Raw genomic sequence first — 15,240 nt, forward strand, 5'->3', positions numbered from 1 at the left:
GTGCTGCTGGGCTCAGCGGTTGCTGATGCGGTAGGCGGTGCTGACCGCCGCGACCGGGGCGAGGGCCATGAAGACGTAGGTCAGCGCGTCCGAGTCTTCCTTCCACGACTTCCACAGGTCGCTGAAGTGGTCGAAGAAGATGTCGTTCGAGGAGAGCACCTGGCTGCTGGCGCCGCCGCCGATCTTGTCGGCGTAGTTGCTCATCACATCGTGCAGGATCATGGCGTAGCCGTAGAGCTCACCGAGGAACACAGCGGCCAGGGCCAGAACCGCGCCGACCACCCACAGGGCCGGGTTACGGCCACCGAGCTTGGCGACCGCGGCACCGATGAGCGCGCCGACGACCACACCGGCGTAGGCGAACTGCGTGACCTCCGGCGGGGTCTTGTCCGTGTCCGCCATCGCGCTGAGCAGGAAGGCGTAGAGGAACGCGCCGACGACAGTGGCCACGAGCGCGGCACCGACCGCGAGCAGCGGGTTGCCCGGCCGGCCGGCCGGCGGCGGGGGCGGCGGGAAGCCGCCGCCGTACTGCGGCTGCTGGGGCTGGGCCGGCGGGTAGCCGTAACCGGGCTGCTGAGGCTGAGCGGGCTGCTGCGGGTAACCGCCTGGCTGCTGTGGCTGCTGCCAGTTCTGGCTCATGAATCCCCCGGGGATGAAGGTGATGACCCGCGTTCGGGGACGGCCGAAGCCGTTTTACCTGGCTAAGACCGGGAACGCGGAGGAAAGGTTCGCGCCGTAAAAGTAACAGCAGGCCATGACAACCAGACAAGTCGTTTCTGACGTCCGTGACATGGCTGGGACCGGACGGAGACACACTGTCCCGGCATATGGGGATATTGCTCCGCTATTCCGTGATCCGCTTCGCGACCAGGTAACTTTCCACTCCCGCCACGGCGTAGAACGTGATGTCGTTGCGTCCCAGGATCCGGTCACGCCAGTAGTCGGCCACCAGGCCGAAATGGTCGATCAGGGTGTCCGCGGTGGGCCATGAACTCTGGTCTCCCATCTGCACGGCGACGCCGATCAGTTGCGCGAGCGAGACGCTGACCAGGGCGAGCGGTATGCCGATGAGAGCGAGAAGCGGCACCCGGCCGCCCAGTTTGCCGACCACGGCGCCGATCAACAGCCCGATGCACAGGGCCCAGTAGCCGACTTCCTGACCGCGGTGGCCGATTTTGCCCTGGATGATCCCGAAGACCAGGGCCCCGAGCAGCGCCGCCACGATGCCCGCGGCGAGGCCACGGCCGGGTCGGGCCGCCTGAGCCGCGGAGGATGCGGGCGCGGATGCGGTCGCGATCATGACCGCAAGGTAGCAGCGGTCGGCCCGCGCGGTGGCGCCAATGACATCAGTGCCGGGACAGAATCCGGCATAAGCAATAATGTCAACTTATGGCGCAGAACAAGTCGTTCACGGGACGAGACATGGGCATCGACCTCGGCACCGCCAACACGCTGGTGTACGTCCGGGGCAAGGGAATCGTGCTCAACGAGCCGTCGGTCGTGGCCGTCAACACGCTCGACGGCAGTGTGCTGTCGGTCGGTTCGGCGGCCAAGGAGACCATGGGGAGGACGCCGGCCAACATTGTCGCCGTTCGTCCGCTGCGCGATGGCGTGATCGCCGATTTTGAGATCGCGGAGCGCATGCTGCGGTACTTCATCAAGAAGGTCACCGGCAGCCGTCGGCTGGCCCGCCCGCGCGTCGTCGTCTGTGTTCCCTCCGGAATCACGGGCGTTGAGCGCCGCGCGGTGATGGAGGCCGTCGCCCAGGCCGGGGCGCGCCAAGTCCATCTGGTCGAGGAGCCCATCGCGGCGGCGATCGGTGCCGGACTGCCGGTGAGCGAGCCGACCGGCTGCATGGTCGTCGACGTCGGCGGCGGTACGACGGAGGTCGCCGTCGTCTCGCTGGGCGGCATCGTCACCGCGCGGTCGGTGCGGGTGGCGGGCGATGCGATGGACACCGCGATCAGCGCGTATGTGAAGAAGCAGTACGCGCTCGCGATCGGCGAGCGGACCGCCGAGGAGATCAAGGTCTCCATCGGTTCCGCCTCGCCCAGCGGGTCGTTGTCGGCGCCGCGCGTCTCGACGTCGGTCCGGCGGCCGGAGCGGAACGTCGAGGTGTTCGTCCCGGGCGACAGCGGTGACCCGGAGGACACCCAGGCGCTTCTGCCGCCCGACCGCTGCGCCATCCGCGGCCGCGACCAGGCGACCGGCCTGCCGAAGATTCTTGAACTCTCCGCCGACGAGGTACGGCACGCGCTCGCCGAGCCGGTGGACAGCATCGTCGCGGCGGTACGGTCCACGCTGGACGAGACCCCGCCGGAGCTGGCCGGCGACATCATGGACCGCGGCATCGTCCTCACCGGCGGCGGCGCGCTGCTGCGCGGCCTGGACGTACGGCTGGGCCGCGAACTGGACATCCCGGTCCTGGTCGCCGACGACCCCCTGGACTGCGTCGCCATCGGCACGGGCCGCTGCGTCGAGGACTTCGCCTCGTTGCGGACGGCGATGGAGGCTCGCCCAATGCGGTCGCATGCGGTGCGGGTGTAACGCGTTCCGGTGGCTTGGGTCGTTGGGGTCGCCTGGCGGCGCGGGGCAGCTGAGGCGATCCGGACTGCCGCGGTGGTCTCGGCGGCGCCGATCGCCTGACGACCACGCGTGCACGGCCGCCCCGGCCGTACCGGTCCGTCCGGTGGCTCCGGTCGCCCTGATGGTCACGGCCGCCCGGCGGCACCGGTGGGCCGGGGTGCTCCCGTCTTCCGGCGGGCCCGGCCGCCTCCGGGGCCGGCCGGGCCGACCGAGGCGGCTTGCCGGGTGGGGTCCCTTGGGGTGCGGCAGGCGGTGGGGCGTGGTGGGCTGGTGACGTCGCGTCGGTTCCGGCGGCGCTGGGTGGACGGGAGGTGCGGGCGTCGAGGTGGTGGTCGTGGGGCGCGGTGGGGCGTGCGGACGGGCGAGTGTCGCCCTCGTCACGGTCCTGGTCGCGGTCGCCCTGTTACTGCCCGGTGCGCCTGCCGCGGCCGGTTCGGCATACGTCCGCCGCGTGGACGGTTCGGCGCGGCGCCCGGCGTCCTCGTATCCCCTCGCCGTCGAACTGGACTCCCTGAACCCCTCGGTGGTTCCGCAAGGCGGTGAGCTCACGATCAGCGGGGCGGTCACCAACACCTCCGGGCGGCGGGTCGGCGGGGCGCGGGTCGGGGTGCGGATCGGGGAGGCGGGGGCGATCGGGACCCGGAGCGGGCTGGCCGCCGTGGCCGGGCGCGCCGAGCTGGGCCGCACCGACGGGCCGCGGGTTCCCGGGCACACCGCCGGGCTCGCCTCGCTTCCGGTCGGCGCCGAGCGCCGCTTCCGGCTCACCGTGCCCGTGCCCGACCTCGGGCTCGACGGCGCGGGGGCCTTCGCGCTCACCGTGGACGTCGTCCGCGCGGACGGCACCGTGCTCGGGCTGACCCGCACCTTCCTGCCCGCCTACCCCGACGGCACCGATCCTGAGCCGCTGCACACCACCGTCCTGTGGCCCCTCACCGACGCCCCGCATATGGAGGCCCTGACCCAGCGCACCCGCGACCGCGTGCTGCCGGTCTTCCGCGACGACGCGCTGACCGCCGCCTTCGGCCCCGGCGGGCGGCTGCGGCGGCTGGTCGAACTCGGCGACGACCAGCCGGTGACCTGGGTGGTCGATCCGGACCTGATCGTTCAGGCCCAGGCCATGGCCGACGGCTACCGGGTGGCCCGTACGCCCGGCGGCACCGATCCGCAGGACGCCGCCGACGGCAAGGGCGGGGACGCGGCGGCGGACTGGCTGGCGGCGCTGCGCAAGGCCGTACGCGGCCGGGACGTGATCGCGCTGCCGTATGCCGACCCCGATCTGGCCTCGCTCGCGCGCGGCGGCGGCGCCTCGCTCGCCGGTCTGCTGCACCGGGCGTCCCGGACCGGCCGGGCGGTGGTGGACCGGGCGCTCGGCACGCACGCGCGCGGCGATGTGGCCTGGCCGGCCGGCGGCATGCTGGACGGCGGGATCGCCGGATACGCCAAGGGGCTCGGCCTGGGCACGGTGCTCGCCTCCGGCGAGGGCATCAGCTCCTCCGGCGCGCTGGTCACCTCCAGGGCCACCGACGACGCCGCCGTCTCGCTCGGCGGCGGGACGACCGCGCTGAGGTACGACGCGACCATCGCGTCCCTGCTGTTCGCGAGCCGGCCGGGCGTCGGTGGCCCCGGTGCCGCCGGGGCGTCCGCCCGGCTGCGGCTGCGTCAGCGGCTGCTGGCCGAGACCCTGACGGCCGTACGGGAGCTGCCGTACGCCCGGCGCGACCTGGTCGTCGTGCCCCCGCGCCGGATGCCGGTGGGGACCGGGCGGGTGCTGCTCTCGGTGCTGGCCGCGAGCCAGAAGGCGGGCTGGCTGGCGCCGGCCCGCTTCCAGGTGGCGCTGCGGGAGCCGGAGGCGGGGCGGCTGCGCGGCTTCGACGGCTATCCGGTCGCGCTGCGCGCCGCCGAACTGCCGCCCGCCCGGCTGGCGGCCGTCGCCCGGGACCGGCGGCGGCTGCGCGCGCTGTCGAAGGTGCTGTCCGACGCGCGGGCCACCGCCGCCTCCGTACGCGCCGCGCTGGCGCGGTCGGTGTCGACCGCGTGGCGGGGCGACGCGGCGGGGGCGGCGGCGTACCAGCGGGGCGTGGCCCGCTATCTGACCGCCTCGATCACGTCGGTGCGGCTGGTGCCGAAGTCCACGGTGGTGGTGGCCGGCGGGTCCGCGACGATCCCGGTCACGGTCGACAACGGCCTGCAGCAGGGGCTCACCGGCGTCGAGCTCCGGGTCCTCTCCAGCCGCCCGGAACGGCTGACGGCGGTCGACCGCGCGGTGACCGTACGGGCGTCGAGGGCGGTGAGCCGTACGGTACGGATCCGCGTCAGCGCGCACGCCAACGGTCCGGTCCGGCTGACGGCGCGGCTCTACACCAGCTCGGACGGGAGGCCCTGGGGTACGCCGATGACGTTCACCGCCGACGTCCGCTCCGTGCCGTCAGGGGCGGTGGCCTTCGTGGTGGGCGGGGTGGCGCTGATCGTGCTGGCGGGCTCGCTCCGCCTGCGGCGTGCGCGGGCCGGTGGGGCATGAGGGTGGCCTGGCCGCCCGGGCTGCCCGGCTCAGTCGGGTGCCGCTTTCGTCTCGCGCCTTCGGCGCAATGGAGCATGGGCCGGTCGCCGGGGCCGGGCCGCGTCGCCGTCCCTCGCGCCTCCCGGTACCCCCTGGAAACGCTTGATCTGGCGCAACTACTTTGTCCATCGTTTTCCGGGAGGCGCACCCGCTCCCCGCTGTCCGGACCGGTCTCAGCCTCGGGCACAGGAGCCGCCACCGGCCTCTACCCACACTGGCCCGGCAGCCGGCGACGAGGGCCCGGGCCCGGCACCCCCTGACCCATGCTCAAAGGCGCCGAAGGCGCGAGACGGCGCCGCACCCAACCGCCGCCCCCAGCCCCAACCGCCGACCCCGCCCCCGGCCGAGGCGCCCGCCCGACCGCTCAGAGCCGGTGCGCCGTCCCCGCCGGGCTCGCCCCGCGCGTGTCCAGCAGCAGTTGGGCCTTCACGGCGAGCCCCTGCAGGTCGTACGTGCGGTGGTGCTGGAGCAGGACGGTCAGATCGGCGTCGGCCGCCTCCTCGTACACCGCGTCCGCCCGCTCCACCGGCCGCCCGAGCACCCGCCACCGGGTCACATGCGGATCGTGGTAGCTGAGCCGGGCGCCCAGCTCCATCAGCCGCGAGGCGATCTCGCGCGCGGGCGAGCCCTCCTCGTCGGCCACATCGGGCTTGTAGCCGACGCCCAGCAGCAGCACATGCGCGCCGCGCGCCGACTTGCCGTACTCGTTGAGCAGGGCCGTGCAGCGCTGGGTGACATAGCGCGGCATCCGTCCGTTGACCTGCTGCGCCAGCTCGACCATGCGCAGCGGGAGGCCGAGCCCGCGCTGCTGGTAGGTGGTGTGGTCGGGGTCGACCGGTACGCCGTGGCCGCCGACGCCGGGGCCCGGCCGGAAGGACTGGAAGCCGAACGGCTTGGTCTCGGCGCAGCGGACCACGTCCCACAGATCCACGCCGAGGTCATGGCAGTACACCGCCATCTCATTGACCAGGGCGATGTTGATGTGCCGGTAGTTGGTCTCCAGGACCTTGACGGTCTCGGCCTCGCGCGGCCCCCGGGCCCGTACGACCTTCTCGGTGAACCGGCCGTAGAAGGCGGCGGCAGCCTCGGTGCAGGCGGCGGTGAGGCCGCCGATGACCTTGGGGGTGTTGGCGGGGCCGTAGGCGCGGTTGCCGGGGTCGTGGCGGCAGGGGGAGTAGGCGAGGTGGAAGTCGCGCCCGGCCCGCAGCCCGGACCCCTCCTCCAGAACCGGACGCAGGAATTCCTCGGTGGTGCCGGGGTACACGCTCGATTCCAGCAGCACAGTGGTGTGCGGGCGCAGCCGCGCCGCGAGCGTACGGGCCGCCTCGCCGACCGCCGACAGATCCAGCCGGCGGTCGTCGCCGAGCGGGGTCGGGGCGCAGATCACGGCGGTGCGGACGCGGCCGAGCTCGGCGGGGTCGGCGGTGATCCGAAAGCCCCCGGCGACCATCCGGCGCAGGTCGGCGGGGGAGAGCAAGCCGTCGCACGCCCCGGACGGCAGCCGGCCGGCCCGGAGATCCTCGGCGGCGCGCGGATCGGGGTCATAGCCGACCGTGCGCACCCCGGCGGCGGTGGCGGCCTGGGCGAGAGGGAGACCGAGATGGCCGAGTCCGATGACGGCGAGATCTGCGGGCATGACTTCGAGCCGTCCTTCCCGAGGCGATTCCGGATGGCGCAAAGGCAGACTAAGCGGAAATATGACTCGTATTCAGTATTGGCAGGGGGTGTTGACGCGGTGTTGCGGCAGTGGGCGCAGCGGCGCCATGGCACGGCGAGGAGAAAGCCGGGAAAATCGTCAGGCGAGCGGCGTGACGTCGATCACAACGGGAGGCAGCGGTGAGGACACCGGCACTGGGACCGGCCGAGCGCGGTGAGGCGCTCGCCCGAATGGCGGACCGTGAGCTGGACGTGCTGGTCGTGGGCGCTGGAGTGGTGGGCGCGGGCACCGCGCTGGACTCCGCGACCCGGGGACTCGAGACCGGTCTGGTCGAGGCGCGCGACTGGGCCTCGGGCACCTCCAGCCGGTCCAGCAAGCTGATCCACGGCGGGCTGCGCTATCTGGAGATGCTCGACTTCGCGCTCGTACGGGAGGCCCTGAAGGAGCGCGGGCTGCTGCTCGATCGGATCGCTCCGCACCTGGTCAAGCCGGTGCCGTTCCTGTATCCGCTGAAGCACCGGGTCTGGGAGCGGCTCTACGCGGGGACGGGCGTCGCGCTCTACGACGCCATGTCGATCTCCTCCGGGCACGGCCGCGGACTGCCCGTCCACCGCCATCTGACACGGACGAAGGCGCTGCAGGTCGCGCCCTGCCTCAGGAAGGACGCCCTGGTCGGGGCGTTGCAGTACTACGACGCCGAGGAGGACGACGCACGCTTCGTCGCCATGCTGGTGCGCACGGCGGCCAAGTACGGCGCGCATGTCGCCAACCGGGCGCGGGTGGTCGGCTTCCTGCGGGAGGGCGCGCGCGTTGTCGGTGCCCGGGTGCACGATCTGGAGCAGGGGGGCGAATTCGAGGTCCGCGCCCGCCAGGTGGTGAACGCGACCGGGGTATGGACGGACGAGACACAGGCGCTGATCGGGGAGCGCGGCCAGTTCCATGTGAAGGCGTCCAAGGGCATCCACCTCGTCGTGCCCAAGGACCGCATCCACTCCTCCACCGGGCTGATCCTGCGCACCGAGAAGAGCGTGCTGTTCGTGATCCCGTGGGGCAGGCACTGGATCGTCGGCACCACCGACACCGAATGGGACCTGGACAAGGCGCACCCGGCCGCCTCCAGCGCCGATATCGATTATGTGCTGAAGCATGTCAACGAGGTGCTCGCGGTGCCGCTGACCCGCGACGACGTCGAGGGCGTCTACGCCGGGCTGCGCCCGCTGCTGGCCGGGGAGTCGGAAGCGACCAGCAAGCTCTCGCGCGAGCACACGGTCGCCCATCCGGTGCCGGGCCTGGTGGTGGTCGCGGGCGGCAAGTACACGACGTACCGGGTGATGGCCAAGGACGCCGTGGACGCGGCCGTCCACGGGCTCGACCGCCGGGTCGGGCCCTGTGTCACCGAGGAGATCCCGCTGGTCGGGGCCGTGGGCTACAAGGCGCTGTGGAACGCGCGGGCGCGGATCGCCGTGCGCGTCGGGCTGCATGTCGCACGCGTCGAACATCTGCTCAACCGCTACGGCGCGGTGGCGCAGGAGGTGCTGGAGCTCATCGCCCGCGACCCCTCGCTCGGCGAACCGCTCGGCGGCGCCGACGACTATCTGCGCGCCGAGATCGTCTACGGCGCCTCCCACGAGGGGGCCCGCCATCTGGACGACGTCCTCACCCGCCGCACCCGCATCTCCATCGAGACCTTCGACCGCGGCACGCGCAGCGCCCGGGAGGCGGCCGAGCTGATGGCGCCCGTGCTGGGCTGGGGCCGGGAGCAGATCGACAAGGAGGTCCAGCACTACGAGAAGCGGGTGGAGGCGGAGCGCGAATCGCAGCGCCAGCCGGACGATCTGACGGCCGACGCGGCCCGGCTGGGCGCGCCGGACATCATCCCGCTGTAGCGGGCGTGCGCGCGGGTCCTCATTGACCTGGGCAGAACTCGTCCTTGAGGAGAGACGTTTCGGCGGAGAGCGTGGGGCGGGTGGTGGAATTGAGGCGGTAGGCGAAGGTGCGGCGGCCGTCGGGGGTGGCGACGGCGAGCGCGTAGGAGCCGTTGATCTCGCCGTTGTGGCCCCAGAGGGTCACCCCGCAGGACAGCCGCACCGGGAACAGGCCCATGCCGTACTGGCCGCCGGAGGCGGAGGTGTCCCGCATCGGGCGCAGCGGGGCCCGGGGGACCGCCGTGCCCCGCAGGAGCCCGGTGAGGAGGCGGGAGAGGTCGTCGAGGGTCGAGATCAGCTCGCCCGCGGCGCTCGCCGAGGAGGGGTTGAGGGCGGTGACGTCGCGCCGGGCGCCGTCCTCGCCGGAGTAGGCGCGGCCGTGCGGGGTGGGGAGGGCGGTGCGGGTGCCGGGGAAGGAGGTGCCGGTGAGGGCGAGCGGACCGAGGACGAGGTGCTTGGCCTCGCTCGCGTAGGAGTGGCCCGTGACCCGCTGGATGACCATGCCCAGCAGCAGGTAATTGGTGTTGGAGTAGCGCCACTCGGCCCCGGGCGCGGAGTACGGCCGGTGGCGGAGGGCGGTCCGAACCAGGGCGGCGGGGGTGCGGGTGCGGCCGGGCTCGGTGGACAACTGACGCGCGAGCGCGGGGTCCGTCGTGTAGTCGAACAGCCCGCTGGTGTGGGTGAGAAGCTGGCGGAGGGTGACTTTTCGGCCATTGTTGCCCTGTCCGCGCACCAGTCCCGGAAGGTGCTCTTCGACGCTGTCGTCCAGCCCGAGCCGTTCCTCGGCGGCCAGCCGCAGCGTCACCGCCGCGATGACGGTCTTGGTGAGGCTGCCCGCGCGGAAGTGGTCGTTCCGGTGGATCCGCCGCCCGGTGCGGACGTCCGCGACCCCCGCCGCGACGAACCGCGTCCCGCCGTCCCCGTTCCGGACGAGCGCCGCGGCCCCCGGCGCGTCGCCCTCGGCCACCAGACGGCGTACGGCAGCGCGCACGGCGCCGTCACGGGACGCCTCCGCGCTCGCGTCCGCACCCGTGCGCCGACCCGTCCGCGCAACGTCTCCGCAGCCGGACAGCGCGACGGCCAGGGCGGCCGTCAGCGCCACGGCGGTCGGCATCCGGCTCCGCCTGTGCCATCGTATGGCGGAGATGGGCATGACACGGGCCTCCGTTCCCTGCGTACTCACAGATGTTCGCAGGTGCCGCGGCGGCCGCCGCGCCGCGCCCCGGACCCCGGACTTCCGCGGGTCCGCGGATGAGAGACAATGGTCGCTCTCCCAGGGTGGGTTCAGGGTGGGTTGATTTGCAGAGGGGTCGCATGTCGGAGGCTGAGAAGACGCAGGGTTCGACTGGGCGCCTCCTCGCCGGGCGGTACCGGCTCGGGGAGATTCTCGGTCAGGGCGGCATGGGCACGGTCTGGCGTGCGAGCGACGAGACCCTCGGCCGTACGGTCGCGGTCAAGGAGCTGCGCTTCCCGTCCCATATCGACGAGGACGAGAAGAGACGGCTCATCACGCGTACGCTGCGCGAGGCCAAGGCGATCGCCCGGATCCGCAGCAACGGGGCCGTCACCGTCTATGACGTGGTCGACGAGGACGACCGGCCGTGGATCGTCATGGAGCTCATCGAGGGGCGTTCGCTCGCCGACGCCGTACGCGACGACGGCCCGCTCACCCCGCGCCGCGCCGCCGAGGTCGGGCTCGCCGTCCTCGATGTGCTGCGCGCCGCGCACCAGGCGGGCATCCTGCACCGCGACGTCAAGCCGTCCAACGTCCTGATCTCGGACGACGGCCGCGTCGTCCTCACCGACTTCGGTATCGCCCAGGTCGAGGGCGACCCCTCCGTCACCTCGACCGGCATGCTCGTCGGCGCGCCCTCCTACATCTCCCCGGAGCGGGCCCGCGGCCACAAGCCGGGGCCGCCGGCCGACCTGTGGTCGCTGGGCGGGCTGCTGTACGCGTCGGTGGAGGGCGTACCGCCGTACGACAAGAGCACCGCCATAGCGACACTGACCGCCGTGATGACCGAGCCGGTGGACCCGCCGAAGAACGCGGGCCCGTTGGAGGAGGTCATCTACGGCCTGCTCACCAAGGACCCCGAGCGGCGGCTCGACGACGCCGGCGCACGGGCGCTGCTCGAGGACGCGCTGAGCGCCCCGGAGGGCGCCGGGACCAAGGCCCCGGCGGACGCGACCCGCACCATGAGCCTGCCGCCCGCCCTGTCGGAGGAGGCCAAGACCAAGGCCAAGGCCAAGACCAAGGACGCGGCTGTCTCGGAGCGGAGGCGCGGCGCGCTGAAGTCGGTGCGCAACGCGGCGGCGGCCGAGGCCGCGAAGAAGTTGGGGGCCAAGGAGAAGCCGAAGGCTGCCGGGTCGGGTTCGGGTTCTGGTTCCGGCGCGGGTGCCGCTGGTGCCGCTGGTGCCGCTGGTGCCGCTGGTGCCGCGGCGAAGGCTGATCCCGCGCCGTCCGCGTCCGCACCGCGGTCCCCCGTACCGCCCCGCGCCTCGATCACCGATGTGGTGCCCAAGCGCACGCTGATCATCATCGCGGTGGTCGTCGCCCTCGCCATCGTGGGCACCGTGCTCGCCATCGTCCTGAGCGGCGGGGGCGATGGCAACGACGCCAAGGGCAAGTCCGGTGGCGGCAAGTCCGCTTCGGCCGGCGCGTCGGACGACAAGAAGAAGGACAAGGACAACCCCGACAAGTCCGGCCAGTCGTCCAGCCAGTCCCCGGGAGCGGACGCCTCCGGGGACACGTCGACCGGACAGCCCGGCTCGGACGCGTCCAAGGGATCGGACGACCACTCCGGCAAGGGCAAGGGCGGGGACGACGGCTCGGGCAAGGGCAAGGGCGGCGACGCGCTGCCGAGCGGCTACGAGACCGTCAAGAGCCCCGACTTCCCGTTCACCATGGCGATGCCCAAGGGCTGGTCGGTCCACTCGGGAAGCTACGCCGGCAGCCGGAAGTACTACGGCGGCTCGCCCATTCCGCGTATCCAGATCGACTTCACCGACTCGCCGGGGACGGACGCGGCGGCGGACTGGCGTAAGGGCGAGCGCAACGCCAAGGCGACCATGTCCGGGTACAAGGGGCTCGGCATCAAGTCGATCGACTGGCATGGCTATCCGACCGTTGCGGACTGGGAGTTCGAGCGCGATCAGGACGGCAAGCGGGTGCGGGTGCTCAACCGCGGCTTCAAGGTGGACGACAGCCACGGCTTCTCCATCATGATCACTTGCGAGGTGGGCAAGTGGAATGAGAAGGAGTGCACGACGCTCCGCGACACCGCCTTCAAAACCTTCGACATCACGGACTGAGCGCTCCTCTCGGCGAAGCGTCGTGCGGGCACGTATCGTGAGAGGCCGTGGACCGTGCGCAGCCGTATGGACCGGCAATATGACCACAACTGACGGTTTCGTGCTGTGCGGATGAGGGTGTGGATCGCGCGCTTGGGGAGGCGGTCGTGGACGAGTACGCGGGTCGGGTGCTGGCCGACCGCTATCGCCTGCCCCTGCCGCCCGCCGACGAGTACGAGTTCGTCGAGACCCGGGCCTTCGACACCTACAGCGGACAGGAAGTCCATCTGCGGCAGATACCGCTGCCGGAGGTCATCGACGCGGAAGTCGTCGACGAGGACGGCCGCTTGGGCGGCGGCCGGCCCGGCTCCCGGCAGCTGAACGGCGCGGGGGCGGCGGTGAGCGGCGATCCCGCCGTACGGCGCGCGATCGTCGCCGCGACCGCCGCCGCGCAGATCCCCGACCATCCGCGGCTCGGCCAGGTCTTCCACGTCTTCGCGGAGTCCGGAAGCCTGTGGATCGTCAGCGAACTGGTCGCCGGGCGCCCGCTCGCCGCGCTGCTCGCGGAGGGCACGCTCACCCCGCACCGCGCCGCCGAGGTCGCCAACGACATCCTCACGGCGCTGCGCGCGCTGCACGCGACCGGCTGGATCCACCGCAACATCACCGCCCGTACGGTGCTGTTGTGCGACGACGGCCGCGCGATGCTGACGGGCCTGGCGGCGGGCGCGGCGGAAGAGGCGCTGTGCGGATACGACCCGGCTCCGGTGCCCTCCGGGCAGGGGTCCGGGCCGGGGCCGGATCCGGCTGAGGGTACGGATGCGGGCGCGGCTCCGCCGGAGCGGGGCGGCCACGCGGCCATCGCGGAGGCGCGGTCGGCGCAGGGCGAGGGCCCGGGTGGTGCCCGGCCGTCCGGCCCGGTGTACGGGGATCAGGGGCCGGGCGGTGGTTTCGCGGCGCCGGGGCGGGGCGGACATGCCCTACCGCAGGCGCGGTCGGCGGAGGGCCCGGGTGGTGCCCGGCCGGCCGGCCCGCAGTACCGGGACCAGGGGGTGGCGGGTGGTTTCGCGGCGCCGGGTGCGGGTTCCGGGGCGCAGACCCCCGCGTACCGCGACCAGGGGCCGGGCGGTGGTTTCGCGGCGCCGGGGCGCGGTGGAGGTGCTGCCATCCCGGAGGCCCGCGCGGCCGACGGCGACGGTCCGGGCGGTGGCCGGCCGGCCGGCCCGCAGTACCGGGACCAGGGGGCGGCGGGTGGTTTCGCGCCGGGTGCGGGTTCCGGGGCGCAGGCTCCGCCGTGCCGCGATCAGGGAGCGGCGGGAAACTTCCCCGCGCCGGGCGGATCGGGTGCCGGCGGGCAGGGTCCGCAGTACCGCGATCAAGGCGCGGCGGGCGGCTTCCCCGGGCCGCGTGGCGCCTCCGACGCGAGCCGAAGCGGGTTTCCCGCGCCGCGTCGGCCGGGGCCGGGTCCGGGGCTCAACGGCGCCTGGCCTGGGGTGCCGGGGGCGCGAGAAGGCAAACCGGCCGGCGGCGGCTTGGGGGACGCGGAGAGCGCGGCCGCGCGGGCCGCGCGCGCCAGCGCCATCGCCGCCTACGCGGCCGGGGCGCGTGCCGCCGCCCGCGCGAACGTCGACGCATCCGCCGCCCGCGCGAACGTCGACGCATCCGCCACCCCCGGCGCCCGCCCGGAGACCGCCCCCGCCCCCGGCCACGACCCCGCCCCGGGCGGCGCGCGCCGGCCCGGAGCGCCGCACCCCGAAGAGGCCCCGGTGCCGCGGCCGAATCCCGCCGAGGGCAACGGCTCGTGGGACACCGGGGGTTCATGGGACACCGGCCGCTCATGGGACACCGGCCGCTCATGGGACACCGGCGGCGTCGCCGAGCGCGGCCCCGCCACCACGCTCGCCGCCGAACGGGCCCGGCAGGCGCGCATCGTCGTGGTCGGCGCCGTCACCGAGCGATGGGCGCCCGAGCAGGCGGGCCCCGTACACGAGAACTGGCAGCTGGCGCCCCCCGTCGGCCCGGCGTCCGACCTGTGGGCGCTCGGCGTGCTGCTGTTCCGCGCCGTACAGGGCCATGCCCCGTACCCGGAGGAGAACGCCGCCGAACTGGTGCAGCTGGTGTGCGCGGAGGCGCCGGCGTACGCGGAGGAGTGCGGTCCGCTGCGCCCGGTCGTCGAGTCGCTGATGCGCCAGGACCCCACCGAGCGCCCGGACTTCGAGGAGCTGCGCGGCTGGCTGCGGTCGCTGATCCGGTCGGCGCCGGAGCCGGATGTGGGCAGCCGCACGGTCACGGCGCCGTCGATCGGGCCGGGCGGGGCGTCCGACCCGCGGCGGCTGCCGGTCGTACGCCGCCGCGGCTGGCTGGTGCGCAAGGGCCGGGGCCGCCGCCCGGCGAGGTCGGCCGCGGCGGCCTCGCCCGCCGAGCACGGCCGGCACAAGCGGGCGAAACGGCAGGAGCCGCCGCGGCCGCAGCCGCGCCAACGGCCTGCCCAGGAGTCGGCCGAGCCCAAGCCGCGCAGGCTGGGGCGGGTGCTGCTGTTGCTGATCCTGCTGGTTCTGGCGGCGGCGGTGCTGTACGCGATGATGTTCATGCCGCGGGACAAGGACACGGGCAGCCAGGACCGTACGGGCACGGCGGGCGCGCAGAGCGCGGCCCCGCCGGCCTCCGAGGGAGCCCCGGCGGACCCGAAGGACCCGAAGGACCCGCAGAACAACACGGCCGAGGCGGACTCCCAGGAACCGCAGTCCACCACCCCCGGCGGCCTGGCGAAGGGCTTCGAGGTCCGCAAGGACCCCAAGGGCTTCAAGGTCGCCGTCCACGAGAACTGGGCCCGCCGCGGTGAGAACGCCCGCGGCCAGATCCGTTACATCGGCGGCGACTTCGAGCTGGTGGTGGTGGCCGGCCGGGACAAGGAGTCCGCGTTCGGCGGCGACCCGATGGCCTACCAACAGGACCGCGAGGCCGAACTGGCCGCCTTCCGCAGCTCCTCCTGGGCCTCGTCCTCGGGCCTCCGACGGATCGACGTGGGCCAGACGGCGATGGCGGAGGGCGAATTCAGCTGGCGCGACAGCAGCGGCCGCAACGTCTACGCACGCAACCTCGCGATGCTGATCGACGGCCGCTACCACGTGGTCCTGGTCATAGGCCCTTCCGATGAACGCCGCGCGGTGACCCGCTACTTCGAACAGGCAACGGCGACGTACAGCACCACCAGCTAGTGCCGG

At 73.4% G+C, this 15,240-nt stretch carries 9 protein-coding genes; 5 read left to right on the top strand and 4 right to left on the bottom strand.

Going from position 1 to position 15,240, the window contains the following annotated elements:
* Positions 1 to 12 precede the first annotated feature (12 nt).
* Both ABZS71_RS28925 and ABZS71_RS28930 read right to left on the bottom strand, forming a co-directional pair.
* Positions 13 to 639, bottom strand: a complete 627-nt coding sequence (locus ABZS71_RS28925; protein WP_355856065.1) for a hypothetical protein — start codon at positions 637 to 639, stop codon at positions 13 to 15.
* Between the two features lie 205 nt (positions 640 to 844).
* On the bottom strand, positions 845 to 1,300 hold the full coding sequence (locus tag ABZS71_RS28930; RefSeq protein ID WP_355856068.1) for a hypothetical protein: 456 nt from the start codon (positions 1,298 to 1,300) through the stop codon (positions 845 to 847).
* A gap of 89 nt (positions 1,301 to 1,389) precedes the next feature.
* Between ABZS71_RS28930 and ABZS71_RS28935 the strand changes: the two genes are divergently transcribed.
* Both ABZS71_RS28935 and ABZS71_RS28940 read left to right on the top strand, forming a co-directional pair.
* Positions 1,390 to 2,547 (top strand): rod shape-determining protein, encoded by a 1,158-nt coding sequence (locus ABZS71_RS28935; RefSeq protein ID WP_356214811.1) that lies wholly within the window; start codon positions 1,390 to 1,392, stop codon positions 2,545 to 2,547.
* 373 nt (positions 2,548 to 2,920) lie between these two features.
* A complete protein-coding gene (locus tag ABZS71_RS28940; RefSeq protein WP_356214813.1) occupies positions 2,921 to 5,104 on the top strand; it encodes a DUF6049 family protein in 2,184 nt (727 codons plus the stop codon).
* 403 nt (positions 5,105 to 5,507) lie between these two features.
* On the opposite strand, the gene ABZS71_RS28945 is transcribed toward ABZS71_RS28940, so the two are convergent.
* Positions 5,508 to 6,779, bottom strand: a complete 1,272-nt coding sequence (locus ABZS71_RS28945; protein WP_356214815.1) for a nucleotide sugar dehydrogenase — start codon at positions 6,777 to 6,779, stop codon at positions 5,508 to 5,510.
* A gap of 200 nt (positions 6,780 to 6,979) precedes the next feature.
* Between ABZS71_RS28945 and ABZS71_RS28950 the strand changes: the two genes are divergently transcribed.
* Positions 6,980 to 8,686, top strand: coding sequence for a glycerol-3-phosphate dehydrogenase/oxidase (locus ABZS71_RS28950; protein WP_356214817.1), 1,707 nt, complete (start codon positions 6,980 to 6,982; stop codon positions 8,684 to 8,686).
* A 19-nt stretch (positions 8,687 to 8,705) separates the two neighbouring features.
* Here ABZS71_RS28950 and ABZS71_RS28955 read toward each other — a convergent pair whose 3' ends face one another.
* On the bottom strand, positions 8,706 to 9,839 hold the full coding sequence (locus tag ABZS71_RS28955; protein WP_355856083.1) for a serine hydrolase domain-containing protein: 1,134 nt from the start codon (positions 9,837 to 9,839) through the stop codon (positions 8,706 to 8,708).
* Between the two features lie 200 nt (positions 9,840 to 10,039).
* Between ABZS71_RS28955 and ABZS71_RS28960 the strand changes: the two genes are divergently transcribed.
* A complete protein-coding gene (locus ABZS71_RS28960; protein WP_356214819.1) occupies positions 10,040 to 12,037 on the top strand; it encodes a serine/threonine-protein kinase in 1,998 nt (665 codons plus the stop codon).
* A gap of 146 nt (positions 12,038 to 12,183) precedes the next feature.
* Positions 12,184 to 15,234 carry a protein kinase gene (locus ABZS71_RS28965; RefSeq protein ID WP_356214844.1) on the top strand — a complete coding sequence of 1,017 codons (3,051 nt, stop codon included), beginning with the start codon at positions 12,184 to 12,186 and terminating at the stop codon, positions 15,232 to 15,234.
* Positions 15,235 to 15,240: the final 6 nt, after the last annotated feature.

The sequence above is a fragment of the Streptomyces sp. NPDC005393 genome (genome assembly GCF_040606675.1).
In the GTDB taxonomy this organism is placed as follows: domain Bacteria; phylum Actinomycetota; class Actinomycetes; order Streptomycetales; family Streptomycetaceae; genus Streptomyces.